12 protein-coding genes are annotated in these 15,470 nt (G+C 44.5%); 6 read left to right on the forward strand and 6 right to left on the reverse strand.

Annotated features, from left to right (window positions below; genetic code table 11):
• The first annotated feature begins 241 nt into the window (after nucleotides 1–241).
• Nucleotides 242–1,303, forward strand: coding sequence for a bifunctional 3-deoxy-7-phosphoheptulonate synthase/chorismate mutase (locus ABXS78_RS14785; protein ID WP_366247836.1), 1,062 nt, complete (start codon nucleotides 242–244; stop codon nucleotides 1,301–1,303).
• Nucleotides 1,304–1,343: 40 nt separating this feature from the next.
• Here the strand turns inward: ABXS78_RS14785 and ABXS78_RS14790 are convergent, their stop codons facing one another.
• Nucleotides 1,344–2,183 carry a GNAT family N-acetyltransferase gene (locus ABXS78_RS14790; protein ID WP_366247837.1) on the reverse strand — a complete coding sequence of 280 codons (840 nt, stop codon included), beginning with the start codon at nucleotides 2,181–2,183 and terminating at the stop codon, nucleotides 1,344–1,346.
• A gap of 64 nt (nucleotides 2,184–2,247) precedes the next feature.
• On the opposite strand from ABXS78_RS14790, the gene ABXS78_RS14795 reads away from it, so the two are divergent.
• From ABXS78_RS14795 to recQ, 3 genes are all read left to right on the forward strand, one after another.
• Nucleotides 2,248–2,427: an SE1832 family protein gene (locus tag ABXS78_RS14795; protein ID WP_366247838.1), complete on the forward strand. Its 180-nt coding sequence runs from the start codon at nucleotides 2,248–2,250 to the stop codon at nucleotides 2,425–2,427.
• A 123-nt stretch (nucleotides 2,428–2,550) separates the two neighbouring features.
• Entirely contained in the window at nucleotides 2,551–3,882 is a 1,332-nt protein-coding gene (locus ABXS78_RS14800) for a hemolysin family protein (RefSeq protein ID WP_366247839.1), read from the forward strand.
• Between the two features lie 114 nt (nucleotides 3,883–3,996).
• A complete protein-coding gene (recQ, locus tag ABXS78_RS14805; RefSeq protein ID WP_366247840.1) occupies nucleotides 3,997–6,117 on the forward strand; it encodes a DNA helicase RecQ in 2,121 nt (706 codons plus the stop codon).
• A gap of 43 nt (nucleotides 6,118–6,160) precedes the next feature.
• Here recQ and ABXS78_RS14810 read toward each other — a convergent pair whose 3' ends face one another.
• The 3 genes from ABXS78_RS14810 to pdxK all read right to left on the reverse strand — a co-directional run bounded on the left by ABXS78_RS14810 (nucleotide 6,161) and on the right by pdxK (nucleotide 10,591).
• On the reverse strand, nucleotides 6,161–7,399 hold the full coding sequence (locus tag ABXS78_RS14810; RefSeq protein ID WP_366247841.1) for an aminopeptidase: 1,239 nt from the start codon (nucleotides 7,397–7,399) through the stop codon (nucleotides 6,161–6,163).
• 423 nt (nucleotides 7,400–7,822) lie between these two features.
• Nucleotides 7,823–9,715, reverse strand: a complete 1,893-nt coding sequence (locus tag ABXS78_RS14815) for an ABC-F family ATP-binding cassette domain-containing protein (RefSeq protein ID WP_366247842.1) — start codon at nucleotides 9,713–9,715, stop codon at nucleotides 7,823–7,825.
• A gap of 66 nt (nucleotides 9,716–9,781) precedes the next feature.
• Entirely contained in the window at nucleotides 9,782–10,591 is an 810-nt protein-coding gene (gene pdxK / locus ABXS78_RS14820; RefSeq protein ID WP_366247843.1) for a pyridoxine/pyridoxal/pyridoxamine kinase, read from the reverse strand.
• A gap of 240 nt (nucleotides 10,592–10,831) precedes the next feature.
• On the opposite strand from pdxK, the gene ABXS78_RS14825 reads away from it, so the two are divergent.
• On the forward strand, nucleotides 10,832–12,433 hold the full coding sequence (locus ABXS78_RS14825; protein WP_366247844.1) for an N-6 DNA methylase: 1,602 nt from the start codon (nucleotides 10,832–10,834) through the stop codon (nucleotides 12,431–12,433).
• An 89-nt stretch (nucleotides 12,434–12,522) separates the two neighbouring features.
• Complete coding sequence (locus tag ABXS78_RS14830; protein WP_366247845.1) at nucleotides 12,523–13,356, forward strand: methyl-accepting chemotaxis protein; 834 nt, start codon at nucleotides 12,523–12,525, stop codon at nucleotides 13,354–13,356.
• A 40-nt stretch (nucleotides 13,357–13,396) separates the two neighbouring features.
• Here the strand turns inward: ABXS78_RS14830 and ABXS78_RS14835 are convergent, their stop codons facing one another.
• Nucleotides 13,397–13,936, reverse strand: coding sequence for an acyl-CoA thioesterase (locus ABXS78_RS14835; RefSeq protein ID WP_366247846.1), 540 nt, complete (start codon nucleotides 13,934–13,936; stop codon nucleotides 13,397–13,399).
• A gap of 31 nt (nucleotides 13,937–13,967) precedes the next feature.
• A complete protein-coding gene (gene cls, locus ABXS78_RS14840; protein ID WP_366247847.1) occupies nucleotides 13,968–15,407 on the reverse strand; it encodes a cardiolipin synthase in 1,440 nt (479 codons plus the stop codon).
• Between the last annotated feature and the right edge of the window lie 63 nt (nucleotides 15,408–15,470).

A 15,470-nucleotide genomic window follows, 5' to 3' on the forward strand; every position in this document is an offset into this window, starting at 1 on the left:
GCTTTTATTTGTATTTATTTATAAAAGCATGTAGTATAGGGATAATATTTTCAACATTGTATTTATTTCGGATAGCGATGTTGATGTTGTGTTTCTTCCATAACCCGTTTCAGAGCGGCAGCGGTTTGCAAGGGATTTCCCCGGGAACCGGGAATTCAGGCTTACAAGATAACTGATTCCGGCTGAATGGGCTATTGAAGAGTATTTTAGGGTATTCCATACTTATAAGGAGGATCTACTTATGCAGACTACAAATGTTTTGGAGCTGAAAAAACAGTACGAACAAACACATTTCGAGCTGTTGAAATTGTTGAACGAACAGGCAAGCCTTAAGCAGCAGCTGAAGGATCTTCCTGAAAGTGAACGCAGCCAGTCCGAGAAACTTCTTCTGGCAGAACTAAAAGCACAGAATGAAGCTGGTGTGCTTGGAGATTCCACGATGGATTCGATCTTCAAGGCTGTTTTGCAAGCGAAGACGAAAGAAGAAGAGGCCGCGAGCAAGCGTCCGATGCTTGTATCCCGTGCTTATAAAAACGAAGATACAGTTATCGACTTGAAAGGTGAAAAGGTCGGTACCGGTAAAGCAAGCTTCGTCTTTGGACCTTGTTCTGTGGAAAGCTACGAGCAAGTGGCTGCGGTAGCGGAATCCTTAAAAGACAAAGGACTTAAATTACTACGCGGCGGTGCCTTCAAGCCCCGTTCATCACCATATGATTTCCAAGGCTTAGGTGTAGAAGGCTTGGAAATTCTGAAGCGTGCAGCGGATGAATACGATTTGGCAGTCATCAGTGAAATCGTCACTCCGCATGACATCGAGAAAGCACTTGATTTTGTCGACGTCATCCAAATCGGCGCACGCAACGCCCAAAACTTCGAATTACTGAAAGAAGCAGGACGCACCAATAAACCTATCCTGCTTAAACGTGCCCTGTCTGGTACTATTTCGGAATTCATTGCAGCGGCTGAATACATCCACTCCGAAGGCAATGGTCAAATCATCCTTTGCGAGCGCGGTATCCGCACATATGAAACAGCGACACGGAATACATTGGATATTTCGGCTGTACCAATCCTGAAACAGGAAACGCATCTTCCTGTAATGGTTGACGTAACACACTCTACTGGCCGAAAAGATATCATGCTTCCATGCGCGAAAGCTGCATTGGCTGTCGGTGCAGATGGAGTCATGGCTGAAGTTCATCCGAACCCTGCTGTTGCACTGTCTGATGCAGGTCAGCAAATGGATATTCCGGCATTCGATAAATTCTATAAAGAACTTGCTGCCTTCCAAAGCAAGATCTAAAAACGAAGAGGACCGTCACTATTTTGTGACGGTCCTCTTTTTATTTAAAGTCGATTGCACAGCTCTCAGCGATTCTTCGATAGCCAATTTTCTGGTACAGCTTGTTGGGTCCGGGATCATCCGCATTTGTGAACAAGCAGCAGAATTGCTTCCCATCCTCCAGCAATTTCGCAGAAAGTGCCGCTACGAGCGTCTGGCCATATCCCTTTCGCTGCTGTTCCTCAGGAGTGAATACCGCGTTAATCACAATCCCATTCCGACTTTCTCTTGAGCAGCCAGCCATACTTACGATCTGACCATCAACCATCCAGACATACATCCGCTTTTGCGCAATCAGTCTGCCGATTACTGTATCCGCTCGTTCCTCTGTCAAATGTTCTCCAGTAGCTTTTCCAAATTGTATTAGCCAATCACGTAACAGGACAAAATCACCATTAACGGCCGCACGCATCTCCCCTCTGGCAGCACTTATATCTGCTACTTTATCGAGCTGATAGATGAACTGATTCATGTGTACTTTTATCTGTGTTTCGTTCAGCTGCTGCCAAGCTCGCGCAAATTGATTCGCAAGTTTTACTGGACCGATAACTCCGGGGACATCGGGTGTTAATGTTTGAACAAGTTCGGCCAGCTGGGCAGCTTCTTCATCAGTCCAGACTGCGCCATCAGACAGGATGATCCGATTTCCTTTCGTATTCAAAAAGACTATTCGAATTCCTTCATGGTCCTCTCCATACCCAAAAACCGATCCCATATCTTCTCCCTCTGCCATTCTGCCAAGCAAACCCAACAGCAAATTATTTTCTGCTTCACGCTCCAATAAAAATGATTCAGCTTTTGCCAGCAGCCGATACACATCCTGTTCTTGGATAAAACGCATCCTTTCCCCTCCTCGCTTGACGTTTAGACTTCTTCTTTCCTATTCTTAGTGTAGAGGTGATGGCATGAATAAACAAGAGCTGGAAACCAAACTGGCTGAATTGAAAATGACGTATGCAAGTGTGCAGGCAGACGCTGATAAACTGGCATCAAGCGGTGCTGGCTCAGCCCACATGGAAAGACAGCTTGAGGAGATGGAAATCGAGATTAAATCGCTTCGTCAGCAGATCCGGGCACTGGAATAATTCCACAGTTCCCGGATATACTAATACATGCAGAGTATTTGGATTACACATAAAAAAAGCGTATAATGAGTATAATGAAAACGCATTTTTTGCGTTTATTTTTTTAAGGGAGAGATTTTATACATGAATAGTCCGGATGATCCTGGGAGTCCAGTTTTACTCCAACTCGTATTGATTGGTATTTTAACAGTACTGAATGCTTTTTTTGCTGCAGCAGAAATTGCATTGGTCTCACTGAATAAGAATCGCATCTCACAGCAAGCAGACGACGGTGATAAGAAAGCGGCAATGCTGCAAAAACTTATTGCTGATCCAAGTAAGTTCATCGCAACTATCCAAGTGGGTATTACGCTGGCAGGCTTCTTCTCAAGTGCCTCAGCTGCTACCGGACTTGCAGATCGATTCGCTGGTGTGCTTGGAGATATCCCTTACGCCCAGCAAATCAGCGTGGTGGTCATTACTGTCTTGCTGTCTTATGTAACACTTGTATTCGGTGAATTATTCCCGAAAAGGGTTGCCCTTCAAAACGCGGAGAAGATTGCCAGATTCTCTGTCACACCGATTCTATTTATCAGTAAAATCGCAATGCCATTCGTCAAATTCCTTTCCTTCTCCACGAATGTACTTGTGAAAATCACACGTGTAGGAAATGATGCAGAAGCTGAAAAGGTCTCCAGGGAAGAGATCAAACTTCTTGCTCAGACTGGACAGGAGGAAGGAATCCTGAACGCGGATGAATTCGACATGATCAAAGGTGTTTTCGACCTTGATGATAAAATTGCACGTGAAATCATGACGCCGCGGACAGATACATTCACACTTAGCATCGATACCCCGGCTGAAGAACTTGCAGATATTCTGCTCGAACAGAAATATTCCAGAATTCCAGTCTACCAGACAGACAGCGATACTATTGTCGGTATTCTGAACATGAAGGATTATTTCAAAGCAGTACGAGAGTATGGATTTGATGGAGTGCGACTCGAAGCAATTTTGCGGGAAGCGCATTTCGTGCCCGAGACTAAATACATTGATGACCTTTTAAAAGAATTGCAGCAGACACATAATCATCTTGCAATCCTGATCGATGAGTATGGCGGCTTTTCCGGCATCGTCACAATGGAAGACATGATTGAAGAGATTGTCGGAGATATAGATGATGAATACGATGAAATCGAAGGAGAGCTGACCCGTATCGATGATAATACGTATATGGCGAGCGGTTCCCTTCAAATTGATGAATTCAATGATTTCTTTGATACAGATATCGATGTACCGAACTTCGATACGATTGCAGGCTTCATTCTAAGCCGCATCGGTTCGATACCTGATGAGGATTCCGATACAGTTGTGGAATATGAAAACATGCTCTTCACTGTAGAATCTGTACGTGATAATCGACTGGAGAAAATTAAAATTGAATTGAAGCGCCCGCATAGCGAGGCAACGATTTAAAATAAGAAACTGCCTGTTCCATAACAGGCAGTTTCTTATTTTTCGACTAAAAAGCGATGAAGCCTCTAATCATGTTATGCTGTATGTAATGAGAAATAGGAAAGGGTTTTGAACGTGGAAGCTACAGCGCAGCAAATATTGAAGGATTATTACGGCTACGATACCTTCCGTAAAGGACAAGCCGAAGTAATCGAGCATGTGATGAAGAATGAAAATACATTAGCGATCATGCCGACAGGCGGAGGAAAATCGATTTGTTACCAGGTGCCCGCTTTAATGCGCCGTGGTACTGCACTGATCATCTCTCCGCTTATCTCCCTAATGAAGGATCAGGTCGACGCACTGACGGCAATGGATATACCTGCTGCTTATATAAACAGCACACTCGAAGCTGCCGAAATGGAATGGACGATGCAGCAAGCTGCAGAAGGTGCCTTCACCTTCCTTTATGTGGCACCAGAGCGACTGGAGAATTCTCGTTTCCTGCACATGATCCGTCGCCTTTCGATAAGCCTGATTGCTTTTGATGAAGCTCACTGTATTTCCCAATGGGGACATGATTTTCGCCCAAGCTACCGATCCGCTATCAGCATACTGGATAAACTGACAGAGACACCGCCTGTCATGGCTCTGACCGCTACCGCTACGCCACAGGTAGCAGACGATATTCAGAAACTGCTGGATATCCAGGAAGACTTCACGACTCGCACAGGCTTTGCTCGTGATAATCTTCGCTTTCAAGTAGTTAAAGGTGCAGATAAGGAGCGCTACATCCTGGATTTCATTCAAAAACGCAAGCAGGATACCGGTATCATCTACGCACCTACCAGAAAGCTAGTCGATCAGCTTTCCCTGTTCCTGGACCGACAAGGAATCAAAACAGCTAAATACCATGCCGGCATGAGCGAGGCAGACCGACAGGCCGCACAATCTTCCTTCATCCAAGATGAAGTCAGTGTCATGATTGCAACGAATGCTTTCGGAATGGGTATCGATAAAAGTAACGTACGTTATGTTCTGCACTATGCCTTGCCTATGAATATGGAAGCCTATTATCAGGAAGCAGGCCGTGCAGGTCGTGACGGTGAACCGAGTGATTGTGTACTGCTCTTCTCAGGGCAGGATGTACATTTACTGAAGTTCCTAATTGAAAATTCATCTTCCGATACACAAGCGGAATATCAAAAACTGCAGCAGATGATGAATTACTGCCATACACAGAGCTGCCTCCAGACGTATATGCTTCACTATTTTCAAGATCCGCACATCCCAGAGGATTGCGGCAGATGCAGCAACTGCCTGAATGAATTCGAGAAAACGGATATGACACGAGAAGCACAGATGGTACTTTCCTGCATCAAACGGATGGATGAGCGCTTTGGTGCTGTATTGGTTGCGAAGGTATTGAAAGGTTCCAAGGACAAACGAATCAAGCAATTCGGTCTCGAAAGTCTTTCCACTTACGGCATTATGAAAAATCGGACAGAAAAAGATATCACACATTTCATTCATTATCTTTCTGCTGAAATGATTCTCGCTCCAACTGATGATAAATATCCTGTTCTGACACTAACAGATGAAGCTGTCCAAATTCTTAAAGGTGAAAAGAAAGTAATGATGCAAATTGCCAAAGCTACGGAGACAGCCGAAGCGGATTATGATGAAGCGTTATTCCAAGAATTGCGGGAATTGCGCAAGCAGATTGCCCAAGCAGAAGGACTGCCTCCATACGTCATCTTCTCAGATGCAACACTAAAAGAGCTATGCCGATACATTCCGCATACGCAAGATGAGATGCTGGGGATCAAAGGTATCGGGGAAAGACGGATGGAACAGTATGGAGATCAATTCCTCGAAGTGCTAAAGCAGCATGAGCAGACAGCGATTGTACCTAACCGTGATCAAAAGCCATTACTCCAGGAAAAGCAAGATACTCCAAGTCATCTAATCAGTTATGAAGCCTTTGAGAAAGGCAGTTCCATGGAAGAAATAGCAAAGGATAGAGGCTTGACTCCAATGACTGTCAGCAATCATCTTTTCAAAGCCTATGCAGATGGAGAACCGCTGGACCTGCAGCAATTTTTCACATCAGAGCAGGAAACAGCAGTTCTCGATGTACTGAAGCAGCATGATGAACTTCCAAAGCTTCGGGAAATCAAGGAACAAATGGATGTAGCGTGTGACTACCATGCCATTCGTGCTGTACTCGTGCACCATGGTATTCTAGATCAATGAAAAACCCGCATTACTGGCTTACTCCAGTAATGCGGGTTTTTATTTAATCGAATTTGATTGCCCAGCTTCCATCACGGAAAACGGGTTCGGATGATCCATCTGCAAAAATGCCGTCAATGGATAGGTCTGCTGATCCGATCATGAAATCAGTATGTGTCAAACTGTCGTTAACTCCATGCTTATCAAGCTCTTCCGCATTCATGGAAGCTCCGCCTTCCAGTGTAGTCGGATAAGCTTTTCCTAAAGCAACGTGACAGGAAGCATTTTCATCATACAGCGTATTGTAGAAGATGAGACCAGACTGGGAAATTGGAGATTCATGCGGTACTAATGCAACTTCTCCAAGACGCAAAGCTCCCTCGTCTGTTTCAAGCAAGTGCTTCAATGTCTCCTGACCTACCTCGGCTTTATAATCGACAACTTTTCCTTCTTTGAAGGTAAGTGTGAAGTTATCGATTGTATTTCCATCATAAATCAATGGTTTTTTACTAGAAACAGTTCCCTCAACGTCGTATTTATGCGGCATCGTGAACACTTCCTCAGTCGGCATATTCGGATTGAATTCAGTACCGCCCTCGGTAGTAGAAGAACCGCCTTTCCAAATATGACCTTCTGGTAAGCCAATCGTCAAATCTGTTCCTTCAGATTTAAAATGCAGCTTCTTGTATCGTTTGCCATTCAGTACGTCGCGGGCATTGTGCAGCGTAGCATTATGCTCCTTCCACGCCTGAATCGGATCGTCCTGATCAATACGGACAATCTTGAAAATAGAATCCCAAAGAAGCTTCGTTGCTTCCTCAGCAGATTTCCCTGGGAAGATTTTTTGTGCCCAGGCGTCTGTCGGAATAGTTATGATCGTCCATGGAACGATATCATTCATTGTATAGTGCCGAAGATGTTGCAAGGCTTTAGCAGTAGCTTTCGTAGCTTGTGCTACCTTGTTACCATCCACATCCTTGAGAAGGTCAGGGTCAGTGGAACGAATCTGCAAAAGTGCTGCACCCTTCTTCATATAGTAAGCACGCTGCTCTACCAGCCAATCAGGGATGTCTGTCAGCACTTCCTCGGATTGATGCTTATATTTCAAAAGCATGAGAGTATCATCTGACCAATTGATATGTACCTCACTTGCGCCCAGCTCATAAGCACGTTTCGCAATCAAGCGGACAAATTCCGCTCCGTCAAGCGGTGCCATGATGAATAGCGGTTGATCCTTTTGGATATTTACACCTGTTCGCAAAGCGACCTCAGCATATTTTTCTAATAATTCCTTATCTGGCATTGGAATCAATCCTTCCCGTCATTAAATTCAGACTATTCTTCCATTCTAGTAAAGTATGCGTAAATTGGCACGAAATATGCCTTGTATGTGTAGCTGCAGTGATCAGAAACGGTTTCTTAGGCTTTTCTTGGTGTCTAACTCCAAAGACTAGAAACTGCGGTATAAGTGATGAATCCCCGCGTGGAAAGGACACCCACTCAGGGCTTTCTCACTTACCGCTCTGTTTCTGAACGGTCACCTCCGCTTTTCTTTCGCGATCCAGCTACAGAAACCAGAAACGGAGCGGTTTCTTACGCTTTTCTATTGTCTAGCTCCAGAAACCAGAAACTGCGCTGTAAGCAAGGAATCCCTGCGTGAGGGAAAACACCTCACTTCGGGCTCCCTTGCTTACCGCTTCGTTTCTAAACGGTTTCTTACGCTTTTCTATTGTTTCTGACTTTCGATTTCTTCTACTAGCAAGGACAGTGCTTCCCATCGCTCCATCTTTTGTTCCAGTTGCTGTTCCAGCTCTTGTTGTTCGGTAAACAGTTCTTGGACACGCTCACTGTTACTGCCTGCCTCGGTTATCCCTTCGGCACACGCTTCCAGTCGCTCTTCCAGATCAGCAATTTCGTCTTCTATAGAGTTCCATTCCTGCTGTTCTTTATAAGAAAGCTTCTGCTTTTTCTTTTCTTTCTGCGCTTGGACTGGCTCTGACTTTGTCTGTTGCAGTTTCGGCTGTTCCTGAACCTTTTCCCGGTACTCGCTATAGTTGCCATAGAACGTTGAGACTGCCCCTGCTCCTTCGAAAAGGATTAGCTGGTCCACTACACGGTCAAGGAAATAACGATCGTGGGAAACCGTTATGACGACACCTGGATAGCTCTCCAGATAATCTTCCAGAATGCCTAATGTTTCCGTATCCAGGTCATTGGTCGGTTCATCTAGAAATAGGACATTCGGTTCCTGCATCAATACACGAAGCAAATACAGCCTTTTTCGCTCACCGCCTGATAAACGGTGGATATACGTATATTGGTGATTCCGCGGGAATAGGAATTGCTCCAGCATCTGTTCTGCTGTGATGATGTTTCCATCTGCGGTACGGATAACTTCGGCTGCTTCCTTAATATAGTCAATAATGCGCAGCTGCTGGTCCATATCCTGCTGCAGCTGTGTATAATACCCCAGCTTTACTGTCTCTCCGGTCTCAACCTCCCCTGCTGTCGGCTGAATTCTGCCTGCAAGTGTATTCAAAAGAGACGTCTTCCCGCTCCCATTCGGACCGATAATTCCAATACGATCTCCTGGTTTGAACAGGAAGTCGAAATGACTGAATAACGGCTTATCCCCGAATTGGACCGTTACTCCTTTTGCCTCCAGCACTTTCTTTCCTAAACGGGCTGCTCCAACCTGTAAGTCCAGTTCGTTCTCCTGTGTCTGAAACTTGGTTTCTTTCATTTGCTCTACTCGCTGGATCCGTGCTTTTTGTTTGGTTGTCCGGGCTTTTGCTCCGCGGTGCAGCCAAGCAAGTTCCCGGCGCAATGTATTCTGGTGCTTTTCCTGATCCAGCAGTGTCTGAGCCTTCCGTTCGGCTTTTTTCGTCAAATATGTTTCATAGTTTCCTTCATATCGATAGAGACTGCCCATCTCCAATTCAAAGATGTGGCTCGTTATCCGATTCAGGAAATACCGATCATGTGTGACAAGCATAAGAGCTCCAGGATAGCTAGGCAAATAGCCTTCAAGCCATTCGATTGTCTCGTTATCCAGATGATTTGTCGGCTCATCCAGAAGCAGCAAATCAGCAGGCTGAATAAGCGCTTTTGCTAATGCTACCCGCTTACGCTGTCCACCTGATAAAGTGTCGACAAGAGCTGTATAATAATCTACGCCAAGCTTCGTCAGAATTGTTTTCGCCTGCGTACTTGCATCCCATGCATCTTCTGCATCCATTTTAGCTTGAAGGGTGAACAGCCTATTTTGCGTCTTTGCGTTATCCGGCTCCTTCTCCAAGCTTGAGAGTGTTTCCTCATATGCACGAATTGTCTGCAGGATTGGACTAGTACCGCTAAAAACTTCCTCCAGAACTGTTTTACCCGGAGTCAATTCCGGCTCCTGGGCCAAATAAGCCAGCTGAAACGTTTTGCTGTGGTCGATGTTTCCGCCATCCGAACTTTCGATACCAGCCAATACCTTCAGCAAAGTTGATTTTCCAGTTCCGTTTACACCTACCAGACCAATTCTTTCGCGGCTTTCGATGTGGAATTCGATTTCCTGAAACAGCTGTTTATCTCCATATGTCTTCGTAAGATTCTCTACACTGAAAATACGCATGTACTCCTCCTTCCCGGACAAGGAAAAAGCCGCCCGTACAGGCGGCTTTTCCTCATCCATCCCTGCTTATTGCTGTGGCATGGACTTTCTGGCACCATGATTGACAGGGCCTACATATTGATTAAGCTTGAAGCCTCCGCGAATCGCTTCTGTAATGAATGTCTTCGCTTCATAAATCGCTTCTTTCACACTGCTGCCGTTCGCTAGCAGCGCACAGATAGCTGCAGAACTTGTGCAGCCAGCACCGTGAGTATAAGTCGTATCGACATTCTCACTCTCAAGAATTCCAAAGCTTTCTCCGTCATAAAGCACATCAATTGCTTTATCTGTCTCAAGCTTGCTGCCGCCTTTTACAAGGACGTATTTCGCACCGAGTGCATGGATTTTCTGTGCTGCTTCTTTCATTTCTTCCACAGAATGAATCAGTGGCATTTGCGCCAGTTTAGCAGCCTCGAACAAGTTAGGTGTGATCACAGTCGCAAGCGGGACCAGTTTCTCACGGAGACTAACTGTGTTTTCCGGCTGCAGTTCTTCATCCGCACCTTTACATACCATAACCGGGTCAATTACTACATTGGGTATGTTGTTTTCTTTGATCATATTTGCAGCCAATTCGATGATTTCCGGAGAACCTAGCATTCCTGTTTTCACTGCATCAACACCAGCACCTACTACGATCGTATTCAGCTGTTCCTTTACAGTATTCACATCAACCGGGAATACATTATGATGCCAGTTATTATAAGGATCCATTGCAACGATTGTCGTCACAGCAGACATTCCGTATACGCCAAATTCCTGCATTGTCTTCAGATCCGCTTGGATACCTGCTCCGCCAGAGGAATCTGAGCCTGCAATTGTCAAAGCTTTTTTCATGTCCGTTACCCCTTTTGCACACATGCTGTCATTTTTTTCACTAGTTTTATTATACTCCTTTTCCTCCATGACTATCAACCAGCCTGCATATAAGCAAAGAGATGGAGTTAACTTTTGAGGAATTCTGCATTTTATAAGGTTTTTCGTCAATCCTCTCTCCTTTTACTGGAAAACTATGTTGGATTTGTAATACAATGAATCTAGTTGTTTTTACCTATTTTCTTAAGGAGGTGTTCCCTGTTGGAAGAGTATGGATTGGAAGAATCATATTTAAATAAGAGTTCTGCGCTCCATCGCCGGCATTATGGTCAGTATTTCACCCCCGATTATATTGCACACATGATGAAACAGTGGGTGCTGCATAATCTGGAGGGCAGGAGGCTGCTTGATCCTGCTGTCGGTATGGGGAAGCTGGTTAAAGATATACCCACTACATATGATATAGACGCTTACGATGAAGACTTAGAGATTCTGGAAGCTAACAGGCACTTTTTCTCATCCCATTCGTCCATTCAGCTATATGAGCATGATTTCCTTGTAGATGGATGGGACAAAACATATGACGGTATTATATGCAATCCTCCCTATATTCCTTTTCGAAACGAAGATGAGAAGGAAATATACTTAAACTTATTCCGGCAGAATATGGGCGTCTCGCTTTCTACATATACTAATTTGTACGGTCTATTTATTTTGAAAGCACTGCATCAGCTAGAAGAACACGGACGTGCTGCATTTATTGTACCTTCAGACTTTTTGAATGCACGTTATGGAACGAAAATAAAAGAATACCTTCTGAATGATAGCGGCTTGGAAATGATCATAAATACTGACATCCAAATGGGCTGGTTCAAAGGGGCAGCGACTACCAGCTCTCTGCTGCTATTCGATAAGTCAAACAGAAGTGACACAATTGAGTTTATTCGAACGCAATCCAATGAGGAGCTTCAGCAGGCAGCAGCATATATGCTGTCTGATCGGAAAAAGCCCTTGGGTATCATTCGCCGCCAACAGGATCTTGCCCCGGCTGATAAATGGAGATTACATTTCTATCAGGAAGACCAGAAACGTTTCAAGAACGTCCAGCCGCTTAACCATTTTGCTGCTGCTAAACAGGGTATAAAAACTGGATCAAATCAGTATTTCTGCTTCAATAATAGCAAGATGCGCCAGTGGAACATCGGTAAGCAGCATTTTCTGCCTTGTATTTCTAAATCAGCTCAATTGAAAAATCCCTTTTTTACGTATATTGATTACAAACAGCTCGTGCAAGAGGATGAACAAATGCTTCTGCTGAACGCAGATGATGAACAATTAGATCATGCATTGGTACAGTATCTAGAGGATGGCAAGGCCCACCGCGTAGATCAGCGCCACCTCATCAGATCCCGCAAACCATGGTACCGGTATCCTGTATTGGACGCAGCTTCGATCTTGGTAAGTGTATTCAACCGGAAGCAGATACAGTTTGTGCGAAATAAAACCAATGTCCGCCATCTGGACCAGTTAATCGGTATTCATTTTTATGAGGAATACGAACAAGATGCAGATCTTTTCATGGCTTATTTCCTCAGTGACAGAGCGCAGGAGCTAATGGCAAATCCTCACAAGGAATACGGTAAGGATCTGAAGAAACTGGAACCTGATGATCTGAACTCATCCCTTGTCTTGGATGTTCACGCACTTTCTGAGGATCAGAAGCAGGAAATCCGCAGTCTATACGGACGAATTGAATATTTAACGACACATGACGGAGATCAGCGGGAATTGGAGCACCACTATCGGCTGCTGAACGAGTTGTTTCATGATTGGATACAACCATATGAGGAAGAGGAGCTGTAAAAAAAGCTCCTCTTTTTTTGGTTAAAAACGCTAAACTATTCCTGGATTCCTCCGATAGATACGAATGTACATGTATAGCTACTAGGGGGATGACATTGGAAAATAAAATTGAAGCAATCATAACAGCAGTGCCATATATAAAAGCAATCCTTAGAGAAGAAGCAATGATCACCATTTTTGATGCAGAGCAGTATCTGTATTATTCTCCAAGTGCAGATCTAAACTTCCACCATAAAGCTGGAGATCCATTACCTGAAGATTACAAGCAATTCAAGCAAGTCAATCCAGACGGCGTTACTATCGTAAAAGTACCGAAAGAACAATTCGGCGTACCATTTGATAGCATTTCCATCCCGATAAAAGACGATGATGGGAAGATGATTGGCGGCTTGAATTGTGCAGTGACGACAGCCAAACAAGATCTGTTCAAGGACATTATCAGCAGTATGGAAAGCGCAACCGATGCTTTACTAGGAAAGATACAGCATATTGCAGCGCATTCTGAGGAGCTATCTGCAACGACTGAGCAAATCTCTGAGAATACACGCAATACAGTGGCACATTCTGCTAAAATAACTGATATTGCAGGAACGATCAAAGGTATCAGTGAGCAGACGAATCTTCTCGGCCTCAACGCAGCCATTGAAGCAGCACGCGTCGGCAGTGCTGGCGCCGGATTCGGAGTTGTGGCTACAGAAGTCCGCAAGCTCAGTATTGAATCAAAGAATGCAACTATCAGTATCGAAGAAACACTTCGTGCAATAAAGGATTCTATCAACCGGATGCAAAATGATTTCCAAGAAATTGCAAGCTCTTCCCAGGAAGAAGCCAAGCTGGTTACTGAGTTTATGACTGAAATTGAAACACTGACAAAAACAGCTGCCGACCTGCGGGAATATGCAGAAAAGAATATATTGACATAAAAAAGACGAGCCTAGCATGAAAGCAGGCTCGTCTTACTTATTATTCTTCGAAATTACGGCCATCGTTACGGTACCATGGATAGTCTGTTCCGAATGCCACTGCCATTTCCTTGGATCGTTTTAACCGTTCCTTACGATAGGCAGCACGCTGCGGCGCACCATCATGCAGCCACTTCTCTTCCGGGCTTTCCGGAAATACTTCTGGTACTACAACCGGCTGTTTGTTGTCATCCAATGCAACCATCGTTAAAAACGCTGTTGCCGATACCTTTCTGTCTCCTGTGCGCAAATCCTCTGTCACTGCTTTGACAAAAACCTCCATGGAGGTATTGTTTGTCCACGTAACAAATGCTTCTACACAGATTGTATCTCCTACTTTCACCGGTGCAAGGAAATCCACACTGTCGGTTGAAGCTGTCACAACAAGCTGTCTAGCATGGCGGTATGCAGCGATTGCTGCTACGTCATCGATATGAGCCATGAGCGTCCCTCCGAACAGCGTACCGTGGTTGTTCGTATCAGGAGGAAGTACATGGGACGTTTTAACTGTCAAAGATGCGATACATGGTTTCGATTTCACTATGGGTTCCTTCTTTCCGCCAGACTTTAGGCTACAAGATCGGGGAGATCAAACGCGAAAGGGATTCCTTGAAACGAATCCAGTTTGACCTCTGCTTATATAGTTTATGTGAAAGCTGTGTTGATAATAGGATATCCTCTTCAAATTTTTCTTTCAATACCCCTGCCGTATTTTGATCATATAAAAATGCATTTACTTCGAAATTCAGACGGAAGCTTCGGACATCGATATTAGCCGTTCCGACTGAAGATATCTTATCATCTACAACAATCGTCTTTGCATGCAGGAAGCCATTTTGATAAATATAAACTTGGGCACCAGCCTTGATCAAGTCACCCGCATTCGAGTAAGTTGCCCAATAAACAAATGGATGATCCGGCTTGTTCGGAATCATGATCCGGACGTCTACCCCTGACAGCACAGCAACCTTCAGTGCATCTGCCAGACTCTCATCCGGAATGAAGTATGGCGTCTGGATATATACATACTTCTTGGCAGAGAGAATCATCTTGATATAGCCATGCTTGATCTGCTCCCATTCAGAATCCGGTCCACTTGAAACGATCTGCACCCCGACATTACCAACTGGTTCAGATAAATAATAGCGGTCTTCATATTCGATATCATGCCGGGAAGCTTGGTTCCAATCCAAAATGAAGCGTGTCTGCATTGCTCTTACGGCCTCTCCAGTGATCCGCAGATGCGTATCACGCCAGTAACCGAATTTTTTATCATAACCTAAATACTCATCCCCGATATTAAAGCCGCCAATATAGCCTACCTTCCCATCGATGATAGCCAATTTACGGTGATTTCGGTGATTTAGCTTCAGATTGATTTTCGGAATGAAGGACGGGAAGAAAGCTTCGATTTCAACACCAGCTTTTACGAGTCTGCGAACATAGTTCTTCTTGATACTTCGCGAGCCCATATCATCATACAAAAAGCGCACTTTGACGCCTTCTTGTGCCTTCATAATCAATACATCTGCCAACCGTTCGCCAAGCTTGTCGCTTCGCACAATATAATACAAAAGGTGAATATGGTCCTTTGCCTGCGAAAGATCATGCAGCAGCGCATGAAACTTCTTCTGGCCATCCGTGAACAGCTCTACATCATTCCCCTGCGTCAAAATTGCATCATCATTCCGCAAATGCATGTAGGCCAGGTCTTTGTATTCCTTAACCGCCTCCTGTTTATAGACGAATGTATCTTCCTCGATAGCGCGTAATTGGGCCTGTACTTGCTTCTTCACGCCAAGTCTGGATTTCGTATCCCAGGTGAATATCTTACCCGAGAGCTTGCGGCCGAAAAGCAAATAAATAACGAAGCCCGCTACCGGAATAAAGACGAGTACTAGCAGCCATGCCCATGTGACACTGGCATCGCGCCTTTCCAGGAAAACAATCGCTAATGCCAGGAGAATATTTATGATAGTTAATAATCCTAATAAATACGCAAATATATGCACATGAGCGTCTCCCTTCATATGTAGCATATTTCCAATTACCCATACTAATATATAGTATCACAG

Source organism: Terribacillus aidingensis, assembly GCF_040703035.1.
Taxonomy (GTDB): Bacteria; Bacillota; Bacilli; order Bacillales; family Amphibacillaceae; genus Terribacillus.

Bases quoted from the DNA above. Each gene is read 5' to 3' on its own strand.
- ABXS78_RS14785 (WP_366247836.1), top strand. From the start codon at position 242: ATGCAGACTACAAATGTTTTGGAGCTGAAAAAACAGTACGAACAAACA.
- ABXS78_RS14790 (WP_366247837.1), bottom strand. From the start codon at position 2,183: ATGCGTTTTATCCAAGAACAGGATGTGTATCGGCTGCTGGCAAAAGCT.
- ABXS78_RS14795 (WP_366247838.1), top strand. From the start codon at position 2,248: ATGAATAAACAAGAGCTGGAAACCAAACTGGCTGAATTGAAAATGACG.
- ABXS78_RS14800 (WP_366247839.1), top strand. From the start codon at position 2,551: ATGAATAGTCCGGATGATCCTGGGAGTCCAGTTTTACTCCAACTCGTA.
- ABXS78_RS14810 (WP_366247841.1), bottom strand. From the start codon at position 7,399: ATGCCAGATAAGGAATTATTAGAAAAATATGCTGAGGTCGCTTTGCGA.
- ABXS78_RS14815 (WP_366247842.1), bottom strand. From the start codon at position 9,715: ATGCGTATTTTCAGTGTAGAGAATCTTACGAAGACATATGGAGATAAA.
- pdxK (WP_366247843.1), bottom strand. From the start codon at position 10,591: ATGAAAAAAGCTTTGACAATTGCAGGCTCAGATTCCTCTGGCGGAGCA.
- ABXS78_RS14830 (WP_366247845.1), top strand. From the start codon at position 12,523: ATGACATTGGAAAATAAAATTGAAGCAATCATAACAGCAGTGCCATAT.